This window comes from Nonomuraea zeae (assembly GCF_005889725.1).
GTDB lineage: Bacteria > Actinomycetota > Actinomycetes > Streptosporangiales > Streptosporangiaceae > Nonomuraea > Nonomuraea zeae.
In genome coordinates this window covers 1-21,339 of record NZ_VCKX01000086.1, presented here as the reverse complement: position 1 = coordinate 21,339, position 21,339 = coordinate 1, and the positions used below count along the sequence as shown (strand labels likewise).

Annotated in this window: 18 protein-coding genes and 1 riboswitch; all 18 genes read left to right on the top strand. The window is 71.8% G+C overall.

Features of this window, described 5'->3' with window-relative positions; all coding sequences use genetic code 11:
* Window positions 1-148 precede the first annotated feature (148 nt).
* A complete protein-coding gene (pyrF, locus tag ETD85_RS26395) occupies window positions 149-844 on the top strand; it encodes an orotidine-5'-phosphate decarboxylase (protein ID WP_138692471.1) in 696 nt (231 codons plus the stop codon).
* Window positions 845-2,461: 1,617 nt separating this feature from the next.
* Window positions 2,462-2,785, top strand: a complete 324-nt coding sequence (gene mihF, locus ETD85_RS26390) for an integration host factor, actinobacterial type (RefSeq protein WP_020541698.1) — start codon at window positions 2,462-2,464, stop codon at window positions 2,783-2,785.
* Between the two features lie 121 nt (window positions 2,786-2,906).
* Window positions 2,907-3,494, top strand: coding sequence for a guanylate kinase (gene gmk / locus ETD85_RS26385; RefSeq protein WP_138692470.1), 588 nt, complete (start codon window positions 2,907-2,909; stop codon window positions 3,492-3,494).
* Between the two features lie 5 nt (window positions 3,495-3,499).
* Window positions 3,500-3,769 (top strand): DNA-directed RNA polymerase subunit omega, encoded by a 270-nt coding sequence (gene rpoZ / locus ETD85_RS26380; protein ID WP_043638590.1) that lies wholly within the window; start codon window positions 3,500-3,502, stop codon window positions 3,767-3,769.
* 8 nt (window positions 3,770-3,777) lie between these two features.
* Window positions 3,778-5,151 carry a bifunctional phosphopantothenoylcysteine decarboxylase/phosphopantothenate--cysteine ligase CoaBC gene (gene coaBC / locus ETD85_RS26375; RefSeq protein WP_240779432.1) on the top strand — a complete coding sequence of 458 codons (1,374 nt, stop codon included), beginning with the start codon at window positions 3,778-3,780 and terminating at the stop codon, window positions 5,149-5,151.
* Between the two features lie 307 nt (window positions 5,152-5,458).
* The gene (locus ETD85_RS26365) at window positions 5,459-5,701 is read left to right on the top strand and encodes a hypothetical protein (RefSeq protein WP_240779431.1); all 243 of its coding nucleotides are present in this window, start codon (window positions 5,459-5,461) and stop codon (window positions 5,699-5,701) included.
* 128 nt (window positions 5,702-5,829) lie between these two features.
* On the top strand, window positions 5,830-7,017 hold the full coding sequence (gene metK, locus ETD85_RS26360; protein WP_138692468.1) for a methionine adenosyltransferase: 1,188 nt from the start codon (window positions 5,830-5,832) through the stop codon (window positions 7,015-7,017).
* A gap of 700 nt (window positions 7,018-7,717) precedes the next feature.
* On the top strand, window positions 7,718-10,837 hold the full coding sequence (locus ETD85_RS64795) for a primosomal protein N' family DNA-binding protein (RefSeq protein ID WP_206058585.1): 3,120 nt from the start codon (window positions 7,718-7,720) through the stop codon (window positions 10,835-10,837).
* Window positions 10,838-10,886: 49 nt separating this feature from the next.
* Entirely contained in the window at window positions 10,887-12,380 is a 1,494-nt protein-coding gene (locus ETD85_RS26340) for a hypothetical protein (RefSeq protein WP_138692467.1), read from the top strand.
* A 37-nt stretch (window positions 12,381-12,417) separates the two neighbouring features.
* Window positions 12,418-13,770 (top strand): hypothetical protein, encoded by a 1,353-nt coding sequence (locus ETD85_RS26335; protein ID WP_138692466.1) that lies wholly within the window; start codon window positions 12,418-12,420, stop codon window positions 13,768-13,770.
* 60 nt (window positions 13,771-13,830) lie between these two features.
* Window positions 13,831-14,379 (top strand): peptide deformylase, encoded by a 549-nt coding sequence (gene def, locus ETD85_RS26330; RefSeq protein ID WP_138692465.1) that lies wholly within the window; start codon window positions 13,831-13,833, stop codon window positions 14,377-14,379.
* A gap of 4 nt (window positions 14,380-14,383) precedes the next feature.
* Complete coding sequence (fmt, locus tag ETD85_RS26325; protein ID WP_138692464.1) at window positions 14,384-15,313, top strand: methionyl-tRNA formyltransferase; 930 nt, start codon at window positions 14,384-14,386, stop codon at window positions 15,311-15,313.
* Between the two features lie 41 nt (window positions 15,314-15,354).
* Entirely contained in the window at window positions 15,355-15,834 is a 480-nt protein-coding gene (locus ETD85_RS26320; RefSeq protein ID WP_138692463.1) for a hypothetical protein, read from the top strand.
* 16 nt (window positions 15,835-15,850) lie between these two features.
* Window positions 15,851-17,332, top strand: coding sequence for an RsmB/NOP family class I SAM-dependent RNA methyltransferase (locus ETD85_RS26315; RefSeq protein ID WP_138692462.1), 1,482 nt, complete (start codon window positions 15,851-15,853; stop codon window positions 17,330-17,332).
* A 348-nt stretch (window positions 17,333-17,680) separates the two neighbouring features.
* Window positions 17,681-18,658 (top strand): phosphatase PAP2 family protein, encoded by a 978-nt coding sequence (locus tag ETD85_RS26310; RefSeq protein WP_206058584.1) that lies wholly within the window; start codon window positions 17,681-17,683, stop codon window positions 18,656-18,658.
* Window positions 18,659-18,670: 12 nt separating this feature from the next.
* Entirely contained in the window at window positions 18,671-19,333 is a 663-nt protein-coding gene (gene rpe / locus ETD85_RS26305; RefSeq protein ID WP_138692460.1) for a ribulose-phosphate 3-epimerase, read from the top strand.
* 244 nt (window positions 19,334-19,577) lie between these two features.
* Complete coding sequence (locus ETD85_RS26300) at window positions 19,578-20,387, top strand: oxygenase MpaB family protein (protein ID WP_138692459.1); 810 nt, start codon at window positions 19,578-19,580, stop codon at window positions 20,385-20,387.
* A 78-nt stretch (window positions 20,388-20,465) separates the two neighbouring features.
* Window positions 20,466-20,596: riboswitch (FMN riboswitch) on the top strand.
* A 108-nt stretch (window positions 20,597-20,704) separates the two neighbouring features.
* On the top strand, window positions 20,705-21,339 hold a 635-nt coding region (gene ribD, locus ETD85_RS26295), incomplete at its 3' end, for a bifunctional diaminohydroxyphosphoribosylaminopyrimidine deaminase/5-amino-6-(5-phosphoribosylamino)uracil reductase RibD (protein WP_206058583.1).

The window sequence follows — 21,339 nt, the reverse complement described above, 5'->3', positions numbered from 1 at the left end:
CGCCCGTCCCGGGCTCCCGAACCTGAAGAGCCCGTCCTGGGCTCCCGAACCTGTAGAGCCCGTCCTGGGCTCCCGAACCTGAAGAACCGGTCCCGACTCCCGAATCTGAGGAGCCCACCTTGACTCCCGAACCTGAGGAGAGCACGTCTTGACTCCCGCACCCATCGCCGTCGCCCTTGACGCACCCGACCTGGAGACCGCGGCCCGCTGGGCGGCCCTGGTGACGCCGCACGTCAGCACGGTCAAGGTGGGACTGGAGCTCTACCTCCGCTACGGCCCCGACGTGATCGCCTCCGTGCGGGGGGCAAGCGGCGTGCAGGTGTTCCTCGACCTCAAGCTGCACGACATCCCGAACACGGTCGCCGGCGCCGCCCGCGCGGTGTCCCGCCTGCGGCCCGCCATCCTCACGGTGCACGCCGCCGGAGGCTCCGCCATGATCGAGGCGGCGGTGGAGTCCGCGCCCCACACCCAGATCGCGGCCGTGACGATCCTGACGTCGCTGACGGAGGCGGACCTGGGCCGCATCGGGCTCACCGGGCCCGCCGACGAGGCGGTGCGCCGCCTGGCGGCCCTGTCGGTCGAGGCGGGGGCCACGGCGCTGGTGTGCTCGCCGAACGAGGTCTCGGTGGTGCGGGCGGAGGTCGGGCCGGGGATCACGCTCATCACGCCGGGGGTGCGGCCCACGGGGGCCGCCACGCAGGACCAGGCGCGGGTGGCCACGCCGGAACAGGCGCTGGCGGATGGGGCGGACCTGCTGGTCATCGGGCGCCCCATCACGGGCTCCCCGGACCCGGGCGCGGCGGCCGCCGCCATCGCCGCCTCCCTCCGCCGCCACATCCCCTGAGCGCCGCCACTCGCCCTGCAACCATCCGACCTTTACGGCTTCCACCCGCTGTCGCGGCTTCGATGGCGTCGGTGGTTTCCACCGCTTTGACGGCTTCGGCGGCTTCGATGGCTTCGGTGGCTTCCACCGCTGGAGGGCCTTCGCTGTCTTCGCGACTTTCGCGGCGAGCCGGCCTGGCCGCACGCGCCGACGTCCGTTCCCGTCCGTCATGGCCGGCCGTGAAGGCTCGGGGGAGCTCGTTGTGACGACGTGCATCCTCGGCCAGGATGGCGGTCAAGCGCTGCCCAGCTCCCGCCTTCAAGATGAGACCGGCACGCCCTGAGACGGTGGGCTGTGTGCACGCACCTTGCGAGGCGGGTCGCGCGTGCGTGCCTCGTGAGGCGGGTGGTGCGTCCGTGCCTCGTGAGGCGGGTCGTGCGTCCGTACCTTGTGCGGCCGGTCGCGCCTGCGCGCCTCGTGCGGCGCGTCGGGCGTGCGCGCCTCATGAGGCGGGTCTTGCGTCCGCCCCTTTGAGGTGGGCTGTGGACGCGCCTGCGAGCCGGGCTGACGCGCCCGTGAGGGCGGATCTCCCGGACGCGCGCCTGCGGGTCGGCATGCCTGAGGCAGAAGGCTTTACGCGCGCGTCCGGGGCGGCACCGCGTGAGGAGCCGGGCCGCGAGCGCATGCGTCTGCGCGCCGCTTCGCCGGGCCCTCTGGCGGGGTGGCGGGAGGTGGCCCGGTCGTGGTCGGCGCGACTCGACGCCGCCTTGTAGGGCCCGCGACGACGGGGCGGTCGTCCGGCCCGGGGCCGGCCGGGGGCGGACCGGCGCATGGGCGGTCCCCGCAGCTCGTGGTGGGCGCCGCGCCACCCGCCACGGCAACGGACTCCCCAAAGGCGTCGCCTCGCCGGCCTGTGGCGCCACGCCCGGGTGCGATGTCAGGAGAGCGCGCACGACAAGTGCGCGAGAGGTGCGAGCCTGTGGCAAGGGCGCGTGCGGGCGCCGGTGTCGCAGTGGCGCCGCGCCACGAGTGGGCGTCGGGTGCCGCGCCAAAGGTGGGCGTTAGCGCCGCGCCAGAGTGGGCGCTGGAGCCGTGCCGTGAGTGGCGCGAGTGGGATTTATCGCCGTTTATCGGTGGGACGGTTCCCGGACCCCGTACAGCGAATCCCGGACGGAGATCGTGGGCTGCCCGACGACGTTCAGAGTTTCGCTCGAACGGCGTTCTGCGGCTTTCTCGGACGGCGTTCGGATGGGAACGGCGCGAGGGCGTGATCGACCCCATGCTGAGGCGCGCCGGATCCCAGCGGCGCGGACCTCGTTCACAAGATCATAATGCATGCCCGAGCGCGGTCGCACGCCGTTCTGGATTTGGGTTTCGGCCCAGGTGCGGGCCGGATTTCGGACATTGGGTGCCGACCCGATTGTGATCATCGTTGCGTTTCGCGACACCGTCGCGCGCCGACGCGCGAAGCGGGAAGTGAGGGCGATTTGATCAGCACAATGTGATTTTACGATCACGGACAGTGATGAAGTGGATTTTGTGACGAGAGAAACCGCTCTTGACGTTGCTTAGGGGGCGATGACCAGCTAGTTTCCCTTCCCGTCCGAGTACATCGACAGAAATTCGAGGTGACCCGGCGTGGCTCTTCCTCCCCTGACCCCTGAGCAGCGCGCCGCAGCTTTGGAAAAGGCTGCCAAGGCCCGTAAAGAGCGTGCCGAGGTCAAGAACCGGCTCAAGCATGGCGCGGTTTCTCTGGCTGAGGTGCTCAAGGATGGGCAGACCGACGACGTCATCGGCAAGATGAAGGTGTCGGCACTGTTGGAATCGCTCCCCGGCGTGGGCAAGGTCCGCGCCAAGCAGCTTATGGAGCGGCTTGCCATCGCCGAGTCCCGCCGCGTGCGGGGTCTCGGTGCGAACCAGAGGGCATCCCTCGAGCGCGAGTTCGGTGGCAACGAGAGCTAATCTCTGTTCCACACGAAAGCGCAGGTTCAACGGGGGGTAGGAAGTGACCGACAGGTCCTGGTCCGGCAAAGTCAGTGCCCACGAGGCAGTCGGATCGGGAGCAGAGGTCGGCTTCCCGCCCTTGAGTGAGCGACGGCTGACGGTCCTTTCGGGGCCGTCGGGCGTCGGAAAGTCCACGGTTGTCGCCGAGCTCCGGCGGGCGCACCCTGAGGTGTGGCTGTCGGTCTCGGTGACCACCAGGAGACCCCGGCCCGGCGAGGTCAACGGGGTCCACTACTTCTTCGCCGACGGCGAGGAGTTCGACCGGCTCGTGGAGTCGGGTGAGCTGCTCGAGTGGGCGGAGTTCGCGGGCAACCGCTACGGCACGCCGCGCGAGCCCGTGCTGAGAAATCTCGCCGCGGGTGTGCCCACCCTGCTCGAGATCGACCTCGAAGGCGCCAGGCAGGTACGCAGGAGCATGCCGGACGCGCTGCTGGTGTTCCTGGCCCCGCCCACGTGGGAGGAGCTGGAGAAGCGGCTGCGCGGTCGCGGCACCGAGCCCGAGGACGTCATCGCGCGCCGGCTTGAGGCCGGCCGGATCGAGATGGCCGCCGAGTCGGAATTCGATCTCACTTTGGTGAACACGAGTGTCCAAGACGTGTGCCACCGGCTGATAGCCTTGATGACTGACCCTCAGGGGGTCGCGACAACCATCAACCGAGAGGTCTGACAATCGTGGCAGGCACTACCCCGGCCGCGGAGGGCATCACCAACCCGCCGATCGACGCGCTGCTCGACATCGTCGACAGCAAATACTCTCTGGTGATCATGGGCGCCAAGCGTGCTCGCCAGATCAACGCTTACTACTCGCAGCTCGGTGAGGGCCTGCTCGAATACGTCGGACCGCTGGTCGAGACGCATGCGCAGGAGAAGCCGCTGTCCATCGCACTGCGCGAGGTCTCCGAGGGCCTGCTCAACGCCGAGCCCATCGAAGGCGCGGTCTGACCTCTTCGATGAAGGTCGTCCTGGGCGTCAGCGGCGGCATTGCCGCGTACAAGGCCTGCGAGCTGCTGCGCCTGTTCACCGAGTCCGGCCACGAGGTGCGGGTCGTCCCGACCCGCGAGGCCCTGAAGTTCGTGGGCGCGCCCACCTGGGCCGCCCTGTCGGGCAACCCCGTGTCGGCCGAGGTGTGGGACGACGTTCACGAGGTGCCCCACGTGCGGATCGGCAAGCAGGCCGACCTCGTCGTGGTGGCGCCGGCGACCGCCGACGTGCTCGCCAAGGCGGCCCACGGGCTCGCCGGCGACCTGCTCACCAACACGTTGCTGACGGCGCGCTGCCCGGTCGTGTTCGCGCCCGCGATGCACACCGAGATGTGGCAGCATCCCGCCACCCGCGCCAACGTCGAGACCCTGCGTTCGCGCGGGTCCGTCGTGATCGACCCGGCCGTGGGCCGGCTCACCGGCGCGGACACCGGCCCCGGGCGGCTGCCGGACCCCGCCGAGATCTTCCAGGTCTGCCTGCGCGTGCTGCGCGGCCGGTCCCGTGACCTGACCGGCAGGAAGATCGTCGTCTCCGCGGGTGGCACCCGCGAGGCCATCGACCCCGTCCGCTACATCGGCAACCGTTCGTCGGGGCTGCAGGGATACGCCCTGGCCCGCACGGCCGTCGCCAGAGGCGCGCAGGTGACCCTCATCGCGGCGAACGTCTCGCTCGCCGACCCCGCCGGAGCCGAGGTGGTGCGAGTCCAGTCCACGGCCGAGCTGCGTGAGGCGGTGCTGGCGGCCTCGGACGACGCCGACGTGGTGGTCATGGCCGCGGCCGTGGCCGACTTCCGGCCCGCCGAGCGGCACGACGTGAAGATCAAGAAGACGGACGGCGAGCCCGAGCCGATCCGGCTGACGAAGAACCCCGACATCCTCGCCGAGCTCGGCGAGCGCCGCCGGCGGCTGCCCACCGCCGTCCCGGACGGTGGTGTGGCGGAGAGCGGCGTGCCGGTCGGTGGCGTGCCGAACGGTGGTATGCCGGAGGGCGGCGTGCCGGACGGTGCCGTGCCGGACGGTGCCGTGCCGGACGGTGCCGTGCCGGACGGTGCCGTGCCGGACGGTGCCGTGCTGGACCGTGTCGAGGCGAAGGGCGCGCCCGAGGTGATCGTCGGGTTCGCCGCGGAGACGCACGACGTGCTCGCCAACGGGCAGGCCAAGCTCGCGCGCAAGGGTTGCGACCTGCTGGTCGTCAACCAGGTGGGGGAGGGCCTGGCCTTCGGCACCCCCGACAACGCGGCCACGGTGCTGGTGGCGGGCGGCGAGCCGGTAGAGGTGCCGTTCGGGCCCAAGGAAGACCTGGCCGACGCCGTGTGGGACCTGGTGGCCGCGCGGCTCGCCTGAGCGCGCGCACAAGCCGTACGCCCTTCGAGAACGGCCTCGTACCCCTCCGCCGGCTACTCAAGTGGCATGAACGATCGCAGAGGGCGGCGACCCCCACACAACGTACAAAATACGCAAGACCGATTACCTGATCACATGTTGCAACACCCCCGCACGCCTGCGGATACTTGGGGCGAGGGGGGATGGAATGCCGGTGGGTTCTGCTGTCAGAGATCGTTGTAGAACATTGCTCGGCGACCAAGGGGAGATTCACTACGTCTTCCCAGCGTTCTCCGCGGGGCCGTCGGGGACGGGGAACTTTCTGGTCGTGGTCACCGACATGGCTATTTCGGTGCTGGTCACCAGGACGCTCAGGAGCGATCGGCCCGTCTCGGTGCTCGTGGAGTTCCCCCGCGACACCAGGCTCGGCCCGATTCTGCCTGGACCGGCCATCGAGCTGGGCTCGATGGCGTTCGAGTTCGATGAGGAGTACGCGGCCGTGGTGTCGGCCGCGGACGCAGAGATCTTCGCGCCGGAGACCTTGCCGGCCGACCCCCTGCCCGACCTGTGAAGGGAGCCACATGGTGGACGGTTTCGCGACCGGGCACCGGGTAGGGCTAGACTTCGGCGAGGCCCAGGCGTGCCCATCCGTCCCGGGCCTTACATCCGTCAGCAGCCGCTGCATGAGGAGCCACTGAGTTGTCACGTCGCCTGTTCACCTCCGAGTCGGTCACTGAGGGCCACCCGGACAAGATCGCCGACCAGATCAGTGACGCGATTCTCGACACCATGCTCAAGGACGACCCCAAGAGCCGGGTCGCCGTCGAGACGATGATCACTACCGGCCAGGTCCATGTCGCAGGCGAGGTCACGACCGAGACCTACGTCGACATCCCCGGCGTCATCCGGGAGAAGATCCTGGAGATCGGCTACGACGCCTCCCACAAGGGCTTCGACGGCGCCTCGTGCGGCGTGTCGGTGTCCATCGGAGCGCAGTCCCCCGACATCGCCCAGGGCGTCGACGACGCCTACGAGCACCGCGTCGGCGGCGACGACGACGAGCTCGACCGCCAGGGCGCCGGCGACCAGGGCCTGATGTTCGGCTACGCCTGCCGCGAGACCCCCGAGCTGATGCCGCTGCCGATCACCCTGGCCCACCGGCTGGCCCAGCGCCTGTCCGAGGTGCGCAAGTCCGGCACGGTGCCCTACCTGCGTCCCGACGGCAAGACCCAGGTCACGATCGAGTACGACGGCGACACGCCGGTCCGCCTCGACACCGTGGTCGTCTCCACGCAGCACGCCGCGGAGATCGACCTCAAGGAGATGCTGACCCCCGACATCAAGGAGCACGTGGTCGACCCCGTGCTGGCGACCGTCGACCTTGACACCGAGGGCTACCGCCTGCTGGTCAACCCGACCGGCCGCTTCGAGATCGGCGGCCCGATGGGCGACGCCGGCCTCACCGGCCGCAAGATCATCATCGACACCTACGGCGGCATGGCCCGCCACGGTGGCGGCGCCTTCTCCGGCAAGGACCCGTCCAAGGTCGACCGCTCGGCCGCCTACGCGATGCGCTGGGTCGCCAAGAACGTCGTGGCCGCCGGGCTCGCCGACCGCTGCGAGGTGCAGGTGGCGTACGCGATCGGCAAGGCGCAGCCGGTCGGTCTGTTCGTGGAGTGCTTCGGCACGGAGAAGGTACCGGTCGAGCAGATCCAGAGCGCCGTGCTGCAGGTGTTCGACCTGCGTCCGGCCGCCATCATCCGGGACCTCGACCTGCTGCGCCCGATCTACTCGGAGACCGCCGCTTACGGGCACTTCGGCCGTGAGGGCTTCTCCTGGGAGTCGACCGACCGCGCGGAGGCCCTGAGGACCGCCGCCGGCCTGTAGCCGCATCGGGCGGGATCTCCTCCCGCCCCCCTGTTTCAATGCCTGGCGCGCCCGCCGGGGCCCGCTCATGACGTGCCGGGCCCCGGCGGTCGTGGTCGTGGGCCTGGTGGGGGTGGCGCCTTCTGGGCGCGCCATGGGTCGCGGCCGGGCGTGGACAGGTTGGTTCCGGCTCGGGGGATGCGGGCCTCGATACGAGTCCCGGCCCGGTTTGTGTTCAGTCCTGGCGTATGTCCCGCCCTGGGCTGTCCCAGTTCTGGCGTATGTCCCGGCCCGGGTTGTCCCAGTTTCGGCGTGTGACCCGGCTCGGGTGGTCCTGGTTTTGTGGAGCGGGTGCCGCTGCGCGCCTTGGCTTCAGGTGGATTCGGTTGAACCGGGGCCTTGGCTTCAGGTGGATCGGTTGAACCGGGTCTGTGGTGAGCCGGGTTTGATCGGGCTGGGGCGCGTTTGAGCTTGCCGAATTGTGCCGGTCGTGGTCGGGCTGGGGCGGATCGGGCCGAGCGCGTCGTAGGCGAGCCTCGGCCGGATAAGGCCTCGGCCGGGTAAGAGGGTGCTGCTGTGCGGCCCCGATGTCAGGTGTTTCCGGAATGGGTGCCACATCCCGTCGTCGGGTGCGGCATTCGTCGTTCCGCCCGCTCAGGTGAGCCCGGCTGGCTTGCGGGCTGCGGGCGTTCCGGGCGGTGGGGTCTGGTAGACGTTATGCGTGACCCACTCCGACGACGCCCTGCTGCCGCTCGACGCCGTGCGGCCCCCAGCGTCGTCGAAGGACACCAAGGGGGCTCCCGTACCAGCTGCCGAGCGCCCGGTGGCCAGGGTCGCCGTGGACAGCCCGCTGCCGCATCTCGACCGGCCCTTCGACTACCTGGTGCCCGCCTCCATGCACGAGACGGCCGAGCCGGGGGTGCGGGTGCGGGTGCGGTTCGCGGGCAAGCTGGTGGACGGGTTCCTGCTGGAGCGCGTCGATGCGAGCGAGCACGAGGGCAAGCTGACTCCGCTCGAACGCGTGGTGTCGGCCGAGCGGGTGCTCACGCCCGAGATCGCCGGGCTGGCCCGGGCGGTCGCCGACCGGTACGCGGGCACTCTGAGCGACGTGCTCCGCCTCGCCATCCCGCCCCGCCACGCCAAGGCGGAGTCGGAGGTCCCCAAATCCGACCCGCCCACGGCGGGAAGCGCGGACGCGCTCAGTGGCGGCAAGTCGGATATGTCGGCAGAAGCTGTGTCGGATCGGCCCGAGGCTGGTACGCCGGACCGGCCGGAGCCCGGCGTGCCGGATCGATCCGAGCCTGTGCCGGACCGACCGGAGCCCGGTGTGTCGCCTGGTTCCTCCGTGCCCTCTGGCTTCCCGTCGTCGACGGCACCTCCGGATCCGGCTGCTTCCTCGGAAGCTGCTCGTCAGGGAAACGCGGATGCCGTTCCTGAGGTGCCTGTGCCGGGTGCGGCCTCGACTGGGCCCACCGGAAATGTTCCGGGTGAGGTGTCGCGAGAGTCCGGCTCGCCGCGTGTGGGCGAGGTGTCGCGCGAGCCGGGCTCGGAGGCTGCGCACACGGATGCGCCGGAGTCCGGCGCCGGAGGCGCGGATGGTCGGGCTGTCTCCCTCGCCGACTCTCTCGCCGACTCGCCGGTTGGCCAGGCCGGTGACCCGGCTCTTGGCGTGCCCGTTGACCCGGCCGTCCCGCCGGTGGGCCGGGCTGTCTCGCCGGCCGGCCGACCTGCCGTGGCCGGTGGGGAAGGTGCCCGGCCTGGCGAGCAGGTCGTACGTCTCGCAGTGCCGGTGATGACCCCCGGCGGGCAGACCGTCAGGCCCGACGGGCGAGGCGCCCAGCCCGGGGTGGACGTCCCGCCCGGCGGGCAGGAGGCACAGACCCCCGGAGAAACCAGCCGAAAGGCCGCACCAGGCACCCGGCCGGACGCGCGGCGAGGCCGGGCGGATGCCCGGGCCAAGGGGGCGGAGAAGGCCGCGGCCGTGACAGCGGGACAGGACGGGAGCGCCTGGGACGCGTACCCCACCGGCCCTTCGTTCCTCGACGCGCTGCGCAACGGCCGCACTCCCCGGGCCGTGTGGTCGGCGCTGCCCGGTGCGCGCGGCTGGGCAGGGGCGATGGCCGAGGCGGTGCGGGCGACGCTGGACGGCGGCAAGGGAGCGGTCGTCGTGGTGCCCGACGGCAAGGACGTGGCGCTGGCCGACGGCGAGTTCGCACGGGTGCTCGGCCCCGGCAGGCACGTCGCGCTCACCGCCGACCTCGGTCCCGCCGAGCGGTACAGACGCTGGCTGAAGGTGCTCAGAGGCCAGGTAAGGGCCGTCGTGGGCACGAGGGCGGCCATGTTCGCACCCGTCGCCGAGATCGGCCTGGTGGCCATCTGGGACGACGGGGACGACCTGCACGCCGAACGCCTGGCCCCCTACCCCCACGCCCGCGAGGTGCTCGGGCTCAGGGCGCACAGGACCGGCGCGGCGATGCTGATCGGCGGCTACGCGCGCACGGCCGAGGCAACCCAGCTCATCGCGGGCCGCTGGGCCAGGCCGATCGTGGCCGCCCGTACAACGGTCAGGAGCCTCGCCCCCCGGGTACACCCCGCGGGCGAGGACGCGGAGCTGGCCAAGGATCAGGCCGCCCGGCAGGCCAGGCTGCCCAGCATCGCCTGGCGGGCGCTGCGCCAGGGGCTGGAGAGCGGCGGGCCCGTACTCGTGCAGGTGCCCAGACGCGGCTACCTGCCCGCGCTGGCCTGTCAGCACTGCCGCGCCCCCGCCCGCTGCGTCCTGCCCCCGACGAGGACGGCCGCCCACATCGGGGATGAGAGCCGGCCCGGCGGCCCGGCGAGCCCGCCGAGCGGCCGGGGCGCGATCGAGGTGGCTCCGTTGAGCGGCCGGAGCGCGGGTGAGGCGATCCCGCTCACCGGCTGGGGTGGGGGCGAGGCGGTCCGGCCGACCGGTCGAGGCGATACGGGTCCCGGCCGGAGCGCGGCTGAGGCGGCCCCGGTCGCGGGCGCGCCATCCGGGCCGTCCGGCCAGTTCGGGCCGTCCGAGCCGCCCGGCCAGTTCGGAGGGTCCGGGCCGCTCTGCCACGGCCCGCTGGCACTCAGAGGCGGCCACACCGCGCCCTACTGCCGCTGGTGCGGCCGGGTGGACGCCGGCTGGCGGTGCCCGGCCTGCGGCAGTCCTCGCCTGCGCGCGGTGGTCACCGGCGCCCGGCGTACCGCGGAGGAGCTCGGCCGGGCCTTCCCCTCGGTGCAGGTGCGCACCTCGGGGCGCGACGGCGTGCTGGCCACCGTGCCGGGCACCCGCGCCCTGGTCGTCGCCACGCCCGGCGCGGAGCCGGTGGCCGAGGGCGGCTACGCGGCGGCCGTGCTGCTGGACGGGTGGGCGCTGCTCGGCCGGGCCGATCTCAGGGCCGGGGAGGAGGCCGTACGCCGGTGGATGAACGCCGCCGCCCTCCTTCGCCCCGCCGCCGAGCTGGTGGTGCTCGGGGACGCCGCGCTGCCGGCCGTACAGGCCCTGCTGAGATGGGATCCCATCACCCACGCCGAGCGCGAACTCGGCGACCGGGCCGAGCTCGGGTTTCCGCCCGCCGTGCGGATGGCCACGCTCACCGGCGCGGCGAGCGCCGTCCGGCAGATGCTCGACGAGCTGCGCCTGCCGCCGGAGGCGCAGGTGCTCGGCCCCGTGCCCGTGGATGAGCAGGGACAGGAGCGTGCCATGATCCGGGTACGCCGGGGCGGCGGCGCCGCGCTGTCGGCCGCGCTGAAGGGGGCCACTGGGGTGCGTGCGGCCCGTAAGACGCCAGATGTCGTGAGGGTGAGTGTCGACCCACTCGACCTGATTTAGACCGTTTCCCCGATTCGCTCATCTGGAGACCAGCCGTTAGCGTGCCCCTGTGTCGATCGATTGGGTGAACCAGGCCATCGACGACCTGCGCGCTTGGGGGCGCGCGCGGGAAGTCGAAGTGGACGCGGACGAGGTCCGCCTGCTCTGCGACTACGCCAGCGACTACCTCAACGTCAACGAACTGGGTGATTTCACTCCCGAGACCTTCGACGAGCTGCTGCTGTCCATCTACCCCCGCAAGGTCATCGCACCGCCGGAGAGCGCGCCCGAGACCGTGGCCGCGGCCCGTTCGCTGGTCGACTACCTCAGCGAGGCGGGCAAGGTGGGCGAGACCACGGTGGCGCAGATGCGCCGGCGGCTCGACGACATCGCCACCCGGCTGCCCGAAGCGCTCGGCGACCCCGCGAACTTCGGCATGGCCAAGAGCCTGTTCAGCTCCATCGGCCCCGAGTCGCTGGAGCAGTCGATAGCCATCCCGTCGGGCGAGGTGCCCGATTTGGGCGAGGCGCCCTGCGACTGCCCGGCGTGCACGCCGCTGCCCGCCGTGCGGCTGGCCGCGGACGAGGACCTGGTGGCGGCGCTGGGCGCCGTCCCGATGCTGGCCGAGGATCCGCTGCCCGCGGCCGAGGAGCCGCTGGCGGCGTGGGCGCAGCGCGTGTCGCGCCTGCTCGAGCATGACACGGGCGGCGCCGTCACCGGCTCAGCCGAGCTCGACGAGGGGCTCTACGACCTGTTCGACATGCTCTACCGGCTCCAGGTACGCGTGCCCGTCACGGTGATCGGCGACTACCTCGACGAGTTCTCCGGCGACGGCGGGACCGACCTGACCGCCGTACTCGACCGGCTGGCCTGGTACGGCCTGATCCGGCTGGTGGAGGACCTGGCGGGCGACCTGCCGGGCGAGGCGGCGGAGCTCACGCCCCTGGCCGTCTGGGCGCTGCGCGAGCACTACCTGTCGCTCGGGCTCGACGCCCCGCAGGCCCCCGACCTGGCCGACGCCGACGCCCTCGGGCTCATCGAGGGGCTGCTCGACGGCGTGCCCACCGAGATCGCCGAGCAGGACATCAGCGGCTGGCTGACCGGCAGGAGCGTGGGCGAGGCCGCGGCCGAGCTGCTGGCCGCGGCCTCCGGCGCGCCCGCGGTGGCGCGCGGCATCGCGATCACCATCGTCGACCGGCTCGGCGCTGAGGCCGAGCCGCAGGTGCGCGACCACCTCGACGACCAGGAGCTGCGACCGCACGCCATCCACTGGCTGGCCGCCAGGGGGCTGCCCGCGCCGCCGCTCACCCAGGAGGAGCTGCTCTGGGTCAGCGTCGACATGCTGGCGCTCGCGATGCCCGCGGCCGAGGAGGATCCTGATACCTTCGCCGAGAACATGGCCGCCTCCGGCCCGCCCGCCCACATGATCGAGGAGATGTGGCGGGTCGACCACCCGGACGTCGTCGAGGTTCTGGAGCTGCTCGGACGCTCCATTCCCGACCACACGGTCGCCAAGGCGGCACGCAAGGCGGCGTTCAAAGCACGTTCCAGAGCCATCCGTTGAGTACGCTCATGTGACTCCTGTGCAGTAAGTTTCGTGGGTGGCAAACAATGTCTTCGACCTCGCCGAGCTGCGCAAGCTGATCGATGAGCAGGCCGCCGTCCCTCCACGGCCTCCTGAGGAGACTCCCGTGGAGCACGAAGCGCTGACGTTCCCGCCGGTCCTGCCGGCGCCGGACGCCGAGCTGGCCAGAGCGGTCCCCGTCGTCCCGCTCGTGGCCGACGCGATCAGGCTCACCGCCTGGACCGGCACGCGCCAGGTGACCGCGGAAGGACACCTGGGCGAGGCGGACGCGCGGGCCGCGGTGGCGGAGCTGGGCCTGCCCGCCGCCCGGCTGCGGCTGATCTGGATCGTCGCCGTCAACACCGGGCTGGTGCAGATCATCGCCGGCCAGGCCTCCAGAGGGCCGCTGTCGATGCAGCTCACGGTCGAGGCCACGCTGGAGTTCTGGGACGGCGTGGTGATGGACGTGCTCGACCGCGCCGACGAGGGCCTGACGGGCTCCGCCGTCGTCGACGGCCACCTGGCCGAGATGCTCGCCACGATCTATTCCGTACGCTCCGGTGTCGCCACCGCGAACCTCGCCAGGGGCATCCTGCAGTCCCACGAGGTCGCCTGCGCGCCCGGCCCGATCGAGATGCGCAGGCTCGCCGCCGCGCTGCCCGCCGAGCTCCTGGAGGCGCTGGACCTGCTGTCCTACTGCGGCCTGGTCGAGCAGACCCCCGCGGGCCGTACGGCGCTCACCCCGCTCGGCGTCTGGGCCGTCCGGCGCGACCTGCTCCGCGAAGGCCACGACGCGCCGACCACGGCCGAGGTGCAGGTGTTCGCCGACCTGTCGGCGGCCGAGCTGGTCGAGGCGCTCGTGAAGGGCTCGGCCACGCAGAGCGCCGTCGCCGGATGGCTGGAGCGCCGCTCGCCGGAGTCGGCCGCCCGCGACCTGATCGAGATCGCCGCGTCCGGCACGGCCGGCCAGCGTGGCACGGTCGGGGCCATACTCGAAGAGCTGGGCCCGGAGGCCGAGGCGCCCGTCAGACAGGCGCTCGACGACCCGCTGATGCGCCGCTACGCCGCCTCCTGGCTGCACATCCGCGACCTCGACGCCCCGCCGCTCAGCCCCGAGGACCACACCTGGATCGCGGTCGACTCCCTGGCGGCCCTCATGCACCTGTCGGCTCCCGCCGCCGGCCGCCTCGACACGCCCGAGCCGGGCGAAGACCTGATCAAGCTGGTCGGGGAGATGCCCGCGGTCGGGCATCCCGACACGATCGCGGTGCTCGACATGCTCGCCACCGCGCATGACGATCAGGCCGTGGTCAAGGCGGCGCGCAAGGCCGCGATGAAGGCGCGCTCGCTGGCGCACAACGGCCCGAGCCCGGCGGCTCGCCGCAGGTGACTCGGTCCCTACCTACACTAAACTGGATTGATCCACGCTTGAGAAACGGAGTGAGCCCCCTTGGCGATCCAGTCGATCCGGCTGTTCGGTGATCCGGTGCTGCGCACCCCGGCGGCCCCGGTCGTCGACTTCGACAAGGAGCTCCGCAAGCTCGTCAAAGACCTCACCGACACGATGATGGACGCGCCGGGCGCGGGCCTGGCGGCGCCGCAGATCGGAGTCGGGCTGCGGGTGTTCACCTATTACGTCGACGAGCAGCTCGGCCACCTGATCAACCCCGACCTCGACCTGTCGGCGGAGCTCGACGAGGAGGGCGAGGAAGGCTGCCTGTCCTTCCCCGGCCTGTCCTTCCCGACGCCGCGCGCCATCCGCGCGGTCGCCAAGGGCCTGAACATGCACGGCGAGCCGATCACGCTCGAAGGCACCGATCTGATGGCCCGCTGCTTCCAGCACGAGACCGACCACCTCGACGGCGTGCTGTTCATCGACAGGATGGACCCCAAGCAGCGCAAGCTGGCCATGAAGGCCGTGCGCGAGGCCGAGTGGAGCGGTCTGTCCGCCCCCGTGGTGAAGGTCTCGCCCCACGTCACCGGCGGAAGGGCGCTCTGACATCATGCGGCTGGTCTTCGCGGGCACACCCGAGACGGCGCTGCCGTCGCTGCGGACCCTGATCGACTCGCCCCGCCACGAGGTGGTCGCGGTCGTCACCCGTCCCGACGCCCAGTCGGGCAGGGGCCGCAAGGTCCACCCCTCGCCGGTGGCCGCGCTCGCGGAGGAGGCCGGCATCGAGGTACTGCGCCCGCAGAAGGCCGGCGACCCGGCCTTCCTCGACCAGTTGCGCGCTCTTGAGCCCGACTGCTGCCCGGTGGTCGCGTACGGCGCGCTGCTGCCGCAGCCGGCGCTGGACGTTCCCCGGCTCGGATGGATCAACCTGCACTTCTCGATCCTGCCCGCCTGGCGCGGCGCCGCTCCGGTCCAGCACGCCATCCTGCACGGTGACGAGATCACCGGGGCGAGCACGTTCCAGATCGTCAAGGAGCTGGACGCCGGGCCCGTCTACGGCGTGGTCACCGAGGAGATCCGGGCCTCCGACACCAGCGGGGCGCTGCTCGAACGCCTGTCGGTCTCGGGCGCCGGGCTGCTCGCCGCGACCCTGGACGGCGTCGAGGACGGCACGCTGGAGGCCCGGCCGCAGCCGGCCGACGGGGTGACCGTCGCGCCCAAGATCTCCGTGGGCGACGCCCAGGTCGACTGGGGCAAGCCCGCCATGCACGTCGACCGGCTGATCCGGGCCTCCACGCCCAGCCCGGGGGCGTGGAGCGAGTTCAGAGGGCAGCGGGTCAAGCTCGGGCCGGTCCGGACGGCCGCTTCCGGCGAGCCGCTCGCGCCCGGGCAGATCGCCGCCACTAAGACGGAAGTGCTGGTCGGTACGGCTACCGGCGCCGTGGCGCTGGGCGAGGTGCAGCCGCAGGGCAAGCGGTTGATGGAGGCCGTGGAGTGGGCTCGCGGAGTTCGCCCGGAGAGTAAAGAGACCTTCAAGTGACCCGGCGTGTCGAGCGGAACGCGGACTGTAACATCGAGCCCGTGACTACGACCCGTAGCGACACGGTCGCTCTTATCGAACGCATGGACAACCTGCGCGAGGACCAGGACGTTGCCTGGAAGGTGATGGGTGACATCCGCGACGACTGTCGCGACATCAACCGGCGCACCCGCCGGATGGAGATCTCACTCGAGAAGGTGGAGGGCAAGGCGGCGCGGATCGAGCAGAAGAGCGACAAGGCTCTCGGCAAGACCGTGCAACTGGGCGAGAAGCTCGACGTCCTGGACGGACGGGTCGCCGTGCTCGAGGCCGACGTCAAGGAGCTCAAGACCGACGTCAAGGAGCTCAAGACGGATGTAGCGGTGCTCAAGACGGATGTAGCGGTGCTCAAGACAGATGTAGCGGTGCTCAAGACGGACGTAGCGGTGCTCAAGACAGACGTCGGAGAGCTCAAGGTCGGCATGGTCAACGTGACCGCGCTGCTTGGAGAGGTGCTGGAAAGGCTCCCGCCCAAGGCGTGAGGGAAAGTCTGAGGGGATGAACACCAGGGGGGACCAGGGGGCCGGAGGCGGACGCGGCGGAAGCCGTACGCGAGGGCCGCGGAAACCGGCGCGCGACCATGCGCGCAACGCGGCCTTCGACGTCGTGCGAGCGGTTGACGAGCGCGACGCGTACGCCAACCTGCTTTTGCCGCGTCTGCTGCGCGAGCGCGGGATCAAGGGCCGCGACGCGGCACTGGCCACCGAGCTCGCGTACGGGACGCTGCGCGGGCTCGGCACCTACGACGCGATCATCGAGATGTGCAGCGACCGCGCGCCCGACCCCGACGTGCGTGACGCGCTTCGGCTCGGCGCGCACCAGCTCCTGCGCATGCGGGTCCCGCCGCACGCGGCCGTCGGCACCACCGTCGACCTCGTACGCCTGCGCATCGGCCAGGGCGCGGCCAAGTTCGTCAACGCGGTGCTGCGCAAGATCGGGTCGAGGACGATCGAGGAATGGGTGCCCATCGTGGCTCCCGACCCCGCGCACGACCCCGTGGGCCATCTCGCCGTCGCCTACGGTCATCCCCGGTGGATCGTCTCGGCCTTCCGCGACGCGCTGGGCGGTGACGCCGAGATGACCGACCTGCTCGAAGCGGACAACGCCCGCCCGCTCGTGACCCTCGTCGCCCGGCCGGGCCGCAGCTCCGTGGCAGAGCTCGAAGACGCGGGCGCCCTGCCTGCCCGCTACTCGCCGTACGCCGCCTACCTGCGTGAAGGTGATCCCGGCCAGATCGAGGCGGTCGCCGAGACGCGCGCCGCCGTGCAGGACGAGGCCAGCCAGCTCGTCGCGCTCGCGCTGACCCGCGTGCCGATCAAGGGCGATGGTGATGAGCTGTGGCTCGACATGTGCGCCGGCCCCGGTGGCAAGGCGGGGCTGCTCGACGCCATCGCCACCCATGGCGACCTTGAGGGCCTGAGCGGCGAGGCCCGCCGCCGTGGCGCCGGTGCGACTGGGCTGGAGCCTGCGTTCGAGGCCTTTCCCGGTGGCGCCCGGCTGCTGGCAGCTGACGTGCAGTACCACCGGGCCCGGCTGGTCTGGCAGACGACCAGGGACGCGCCGGTGATCACCGCTGACGGCACCGAGCCCGCGTGGCGGCAGGGTGTGTTCGACCGGGTCATGCTCGATGCGCCCTGCACCGGGTTGGGCGCGTTGCGGCGCCGGCCCGAGGCTCGGTGGCGGCGCGACCCCTCAGGGATCGCCGAGCTGGGCAAGCTGCAACGGCGGCTGCTCGCCACCGCTCTCGACGCCGTGCGCCCGGGTGGGGTCGTGGCCTACGTCACCTGCTCCCCGCATCTCGCGGAGACCCGGGTCGTGGTCGGCGACGTGATCGGCCGGCGGGACGACGTGGAGCAGTTGGACGCCCGTGACTACCTGCCGGAGGTGGAGGGCCTGGGCGACGGGCCGCACGCCCAGTTCTGGCCGCACCGGCACGGGACCGACGCCATGTTCCTGACCCTGCTCCGCAAGCGCTCGTGAGCCGCCTCCCGTCCGGCTACCCGGGCGGGGGGTTGTCGTGAGGTGTCGTCCGGCTGGGTTCCCTGGGTGGCGGTTGGTTGTGAGGTGTCGTCCGGCTGGGTTCCCCGGTGGGCGGGTGGTTGTCGTGTGCCGGGTTTGCTGGGTGGCGGGCGTTGGTGAGGCGTGTCCTGGCCGGTTCCGCGGGTGGCGGGCGGTTGTGGGGTGTCGTCCGTCCGATCTCCTGGGTGGCGTAAGCGCCTGTCGTCCGGGTTCCGGGGCGGCTGGCGGTGGTGAGACGTCGCGGTCTCGGGGCGAGGGCGCGGTACGGCGCGTGTGCGTGTGGGCTGCCGATGTGGTCCGATCGGCAGCGTGGACTTTCTGGACGATCTGCATAGGGCCGAGCTGGCGCCGATCATCTGGCTCCAGGGATGGCCCGAGGCGGTCCGGCCGGTGCTGGAGCTCGTCTCGGTGTTCGGCACGGACACGTTCTTCCTGCTCTGCCTGCCTGTCATCTACTGGTGCGTCAGCCCCGCGCTGGGCCTGCGCCTCGGCCTGACCGTTCTGGCGGCCGCCACCACGAACGCGATCGCCAAGCTCGTGGGCCACCAGCCCAGGCCGTACTGGATCGATGCCAGAGTGGCCGGGATGACGCCCGAGAGCGCATTCGGGCTGCCGTCGGGGCACGCGCAGATCAGCACCGCCGCCCTCGGCAAGCTGGCCGTGGCGGTGGGCCGGCCGTGGGCGCGGTGGACGGCGGGAGCGCTCGTCGCGCTCATCTGCCTGAGCCGGGTGTATCTGGGCGTGCACTTCATCTCGGACGTGGTGGCCGGGGTGCTGCTCGGGCTGGCCGTCCTGGCGCTCAGCGAATGGCTGGAACGGCCGCTGACGCAGTGGTGGCTGCGGCAGGCGCTGTGGGTACAGCTCGCGGCTTCGGCGGCGCTGTCGTGCGCGCTGCTCGGTGCGGCCGCGCTGGCCGCGGTGCCGTACGCCGGATGGACGGTGCCGGCGGGCTGGAGCTCGGCGGGCGAGATCGCGCCGGAGAGCCCGGACACGATCGTCGCCCTGTCCGGCGTGCTGCTCGGGACGCTGGCCGGCGCGTCGATCATGTACTGGCTGGGGTGGTTCGACGCGGGCGGGCCGATGAGACTGCGCGCCGCCCGCTGGCTGCTCGGCTCGCTCGTGGCCGGCCTCATCTGGTACGCCCGCCGCGAGTTTCTCCCCCCGACCGGCGTGTTCACGTATGTCGGATACGCGGTGCTGGCCCTCTGGGTGCAGGCGGGGGCGCCGGTGGTGTTCATCAGACTCGGACTCATGTCCCGGGCGAGGCAGGCACAAGCCGTTCACTAGACTTGGGCAATCATGGCCGTACAGATCTCGCCCAGCATCCTCGCCGCCGACTTCGCCAGGCTCGCCGACGAAGCCGCCGCCGTGCCGAACGCCGACTGGCTGCACGTCGACGTCATGGACTACCACTTCGTGCCCAACCTCACCCTCGGGCTGCCCGTAGTCGAGGCCTTGCGCAAGGCGACCGCGACGCCGCTCGACTGCCACCTCATGATCGCCGACCCCGACCGATGGGCGCCGGCCTACGCGGAGGCGGGGGCGGGCAGCGTGACCATCCACGCGGAGGCGGCGAAGGCTCCGGTCCGCACTCTGCGGGAGATCCGCTCGCTCGGTGCCCGGGCGGGGCTCGCGCTGAGCCCGGCCACGGCGGTCGAGCCGTACGAAGACCTGCTGGGCGAGATCGACATGCTCCTGCTGATGACCGTGGAGCCGGGGTTCGGCGGGCAGAAGTTCCTCGACATCATGCTGCCGAAGATCCGGCGGGCGCGGGCGCTCATCGAGCGGCACGGCGGCCGGATCTGGCTGCAGGTGGACGGGGGAGTGGACGCCGAGACCATCGGGCGCTGCGCGGAGGCGGGGGCTGACGTGTTCGTGGCGGGCAGCGCCGTCTACGGTGCCGCCGACCCGGCGGCCGCCATCGACGCGCTCCGCGCCACCGCTGCCAGCCAGAGCGGGTAAGTTCTCGTTGCCCTCGCCCAGCGCTGCTTGCTGGTGTGGGTATGCCCTCGTTGCCTGCGCCCGCCGCAGCTCGCCTGTGCGGGTAAGCCCTCGTTGCCCGCGCTCACCGCTGCTTGCCTGTGCGGGTAGGCCTCGTTGCCCGCGCTCACCGCTTGGCGCCGGTGCGGATGATCCCTCTCTACCCGTGCCCATCGCTACGCGCGAGAGCGGGTAAATCCCGGTTTACCTGGGTAACTATCCACTTATGAGCGACCATGGGATCTTCGGGCCACGCTCGGTGACGTGGCGGGTGATGGGTGAGCCGATCCTGCTGGTGGGCGGGATACGCGCGCTGCTGCTGCAGGGGCTCCATCCGAGGGCGATGCGCGGCGTGCTGCAGAACTCCGCGCTCATGGACCCGGCCGAGTCCTGGTCACGGTTCGTACGGACCACCGAGTTCGTACGCGTGCGCACCTACGGCACCCACGCCGAGGTCGAGCGGGCCGGACGCCGGGTCCGCAAGATCCACGCCACGCTGACTGCCTATGATCCCGACACCGGGGAGACCTTCCACCTCGACGATCCCGCCGCGCTGCGCTGGGTCCATGTCGGCGAGGTCGACTCCTACCTGTCGGTCGCCCGCAGGGCCGGAGTGCGGCTGAGCGACGACGAGGCGGACGCGTTCGTCGCGGAGTGGCGGATGGCCGCCGAGGTGGTCGGGCTGAAGGCGGCCGAGGTGCCCGGCTCGGTGGCCGAGCTGCGCGACTACATCGACGCCGAGCGGCCGGGGCTGCGGTTCGTACCCGAGGCGGCCCACCCGCTCCGCCTGTCGCTCAACGCCCCGCTGCCGCGCCTGCTGACCCCGCTCAAGCCGGCGCTGCCCGCGCTGACGCTCCTCGCCTTCGCGACGCTGCCGCGCTGGGCGCGACGGCTGTACGGGCTGCCCGCCACGCCGGTGGGCGACCTGTGGGCGACCGCGACGCTGCGGACCCTGCACACCGGGATCGGGCTGGTGCCGGCCAATGTCCGGTATGCCCCGGCGGCCCGCCGCGCGCGCCGGCTCATGGCAGCCTAGGGCGAACGCCGCGATCATAGGGGGAGGGGCGGTCGCGTGCGCCGTTTGGGGCATGGCAAACTGGTAGTGAAAGAGAGCTAGCGTGCTCCGGGGTCGGTGAAAGTCCGAGCCGGCGGTGACAGTCCGCGACCCGGCCGATGCCATCGGCCGGTTGACTCGGTGAAATTCCGGGACCGACGGTTAAAGTCCGGATGGGAGGAAGCGCGCGAGGTGTCCGGCGTCCCAGCCGGGCGCCTTCTGCGGTGCATATGCGCACCGTGGAGAAGTCCCCCGGGGCCCGCCGTGGCTTGAAGCTACTGGCGAGTAGGAGACCCCGGGTGGAGATACCCGAGCAGGACGTCGCGCACATGGCGCGTGCCGTCGAGCTGGCCGGGCGCGGACACGGCACCACCAGCCCCAACCCCGTCGTGGGCTGTGTCGTGCTGGACGCCGCTGGAGCGGTCGCGGGCGAGGGGTTCCACGCCTACGCGGGCGGGCCGCACGCCGAGATCGTCGCGCTGGCGCAGGCGGGGCGGCGGGCGCGCGGCGGCACCGCGTACGTGACGCTTGAGCCCTGCGACCACACCGGCAGGACCGGTCCGTGCAGCCTCGCGCTCCTCGACGCGGGGGTCGCGCGGGTGGTGATCGCGGTGGCCGACCCCAACCCGAAGGCGGCCGGCGGGGCCGCACGGCTGCGGGCGCGCGGTGTCGCCGTGACGACCGGGGTGCTGACCGCCGCGGCGGAGCGGGTCAACGAGGAGTGGCTGACCTACGCCCGGCTCGGCCGCTCCCACGTGACGTGGAAGTTCGCCGCCACCCTCGACGGCAGGTCGGCCGCCGCGGACGGGACCAGCCAGTGGATCACCTCGCCCGAGGCCAGGGCCGACGTGCACCGGTTGCGGGCCGCGTCCGGCGCGATCGTCGCGGGCGTCGGGACCGTGCTCGCGCTGTCTCTTCGCCGCCTCGGCCCACG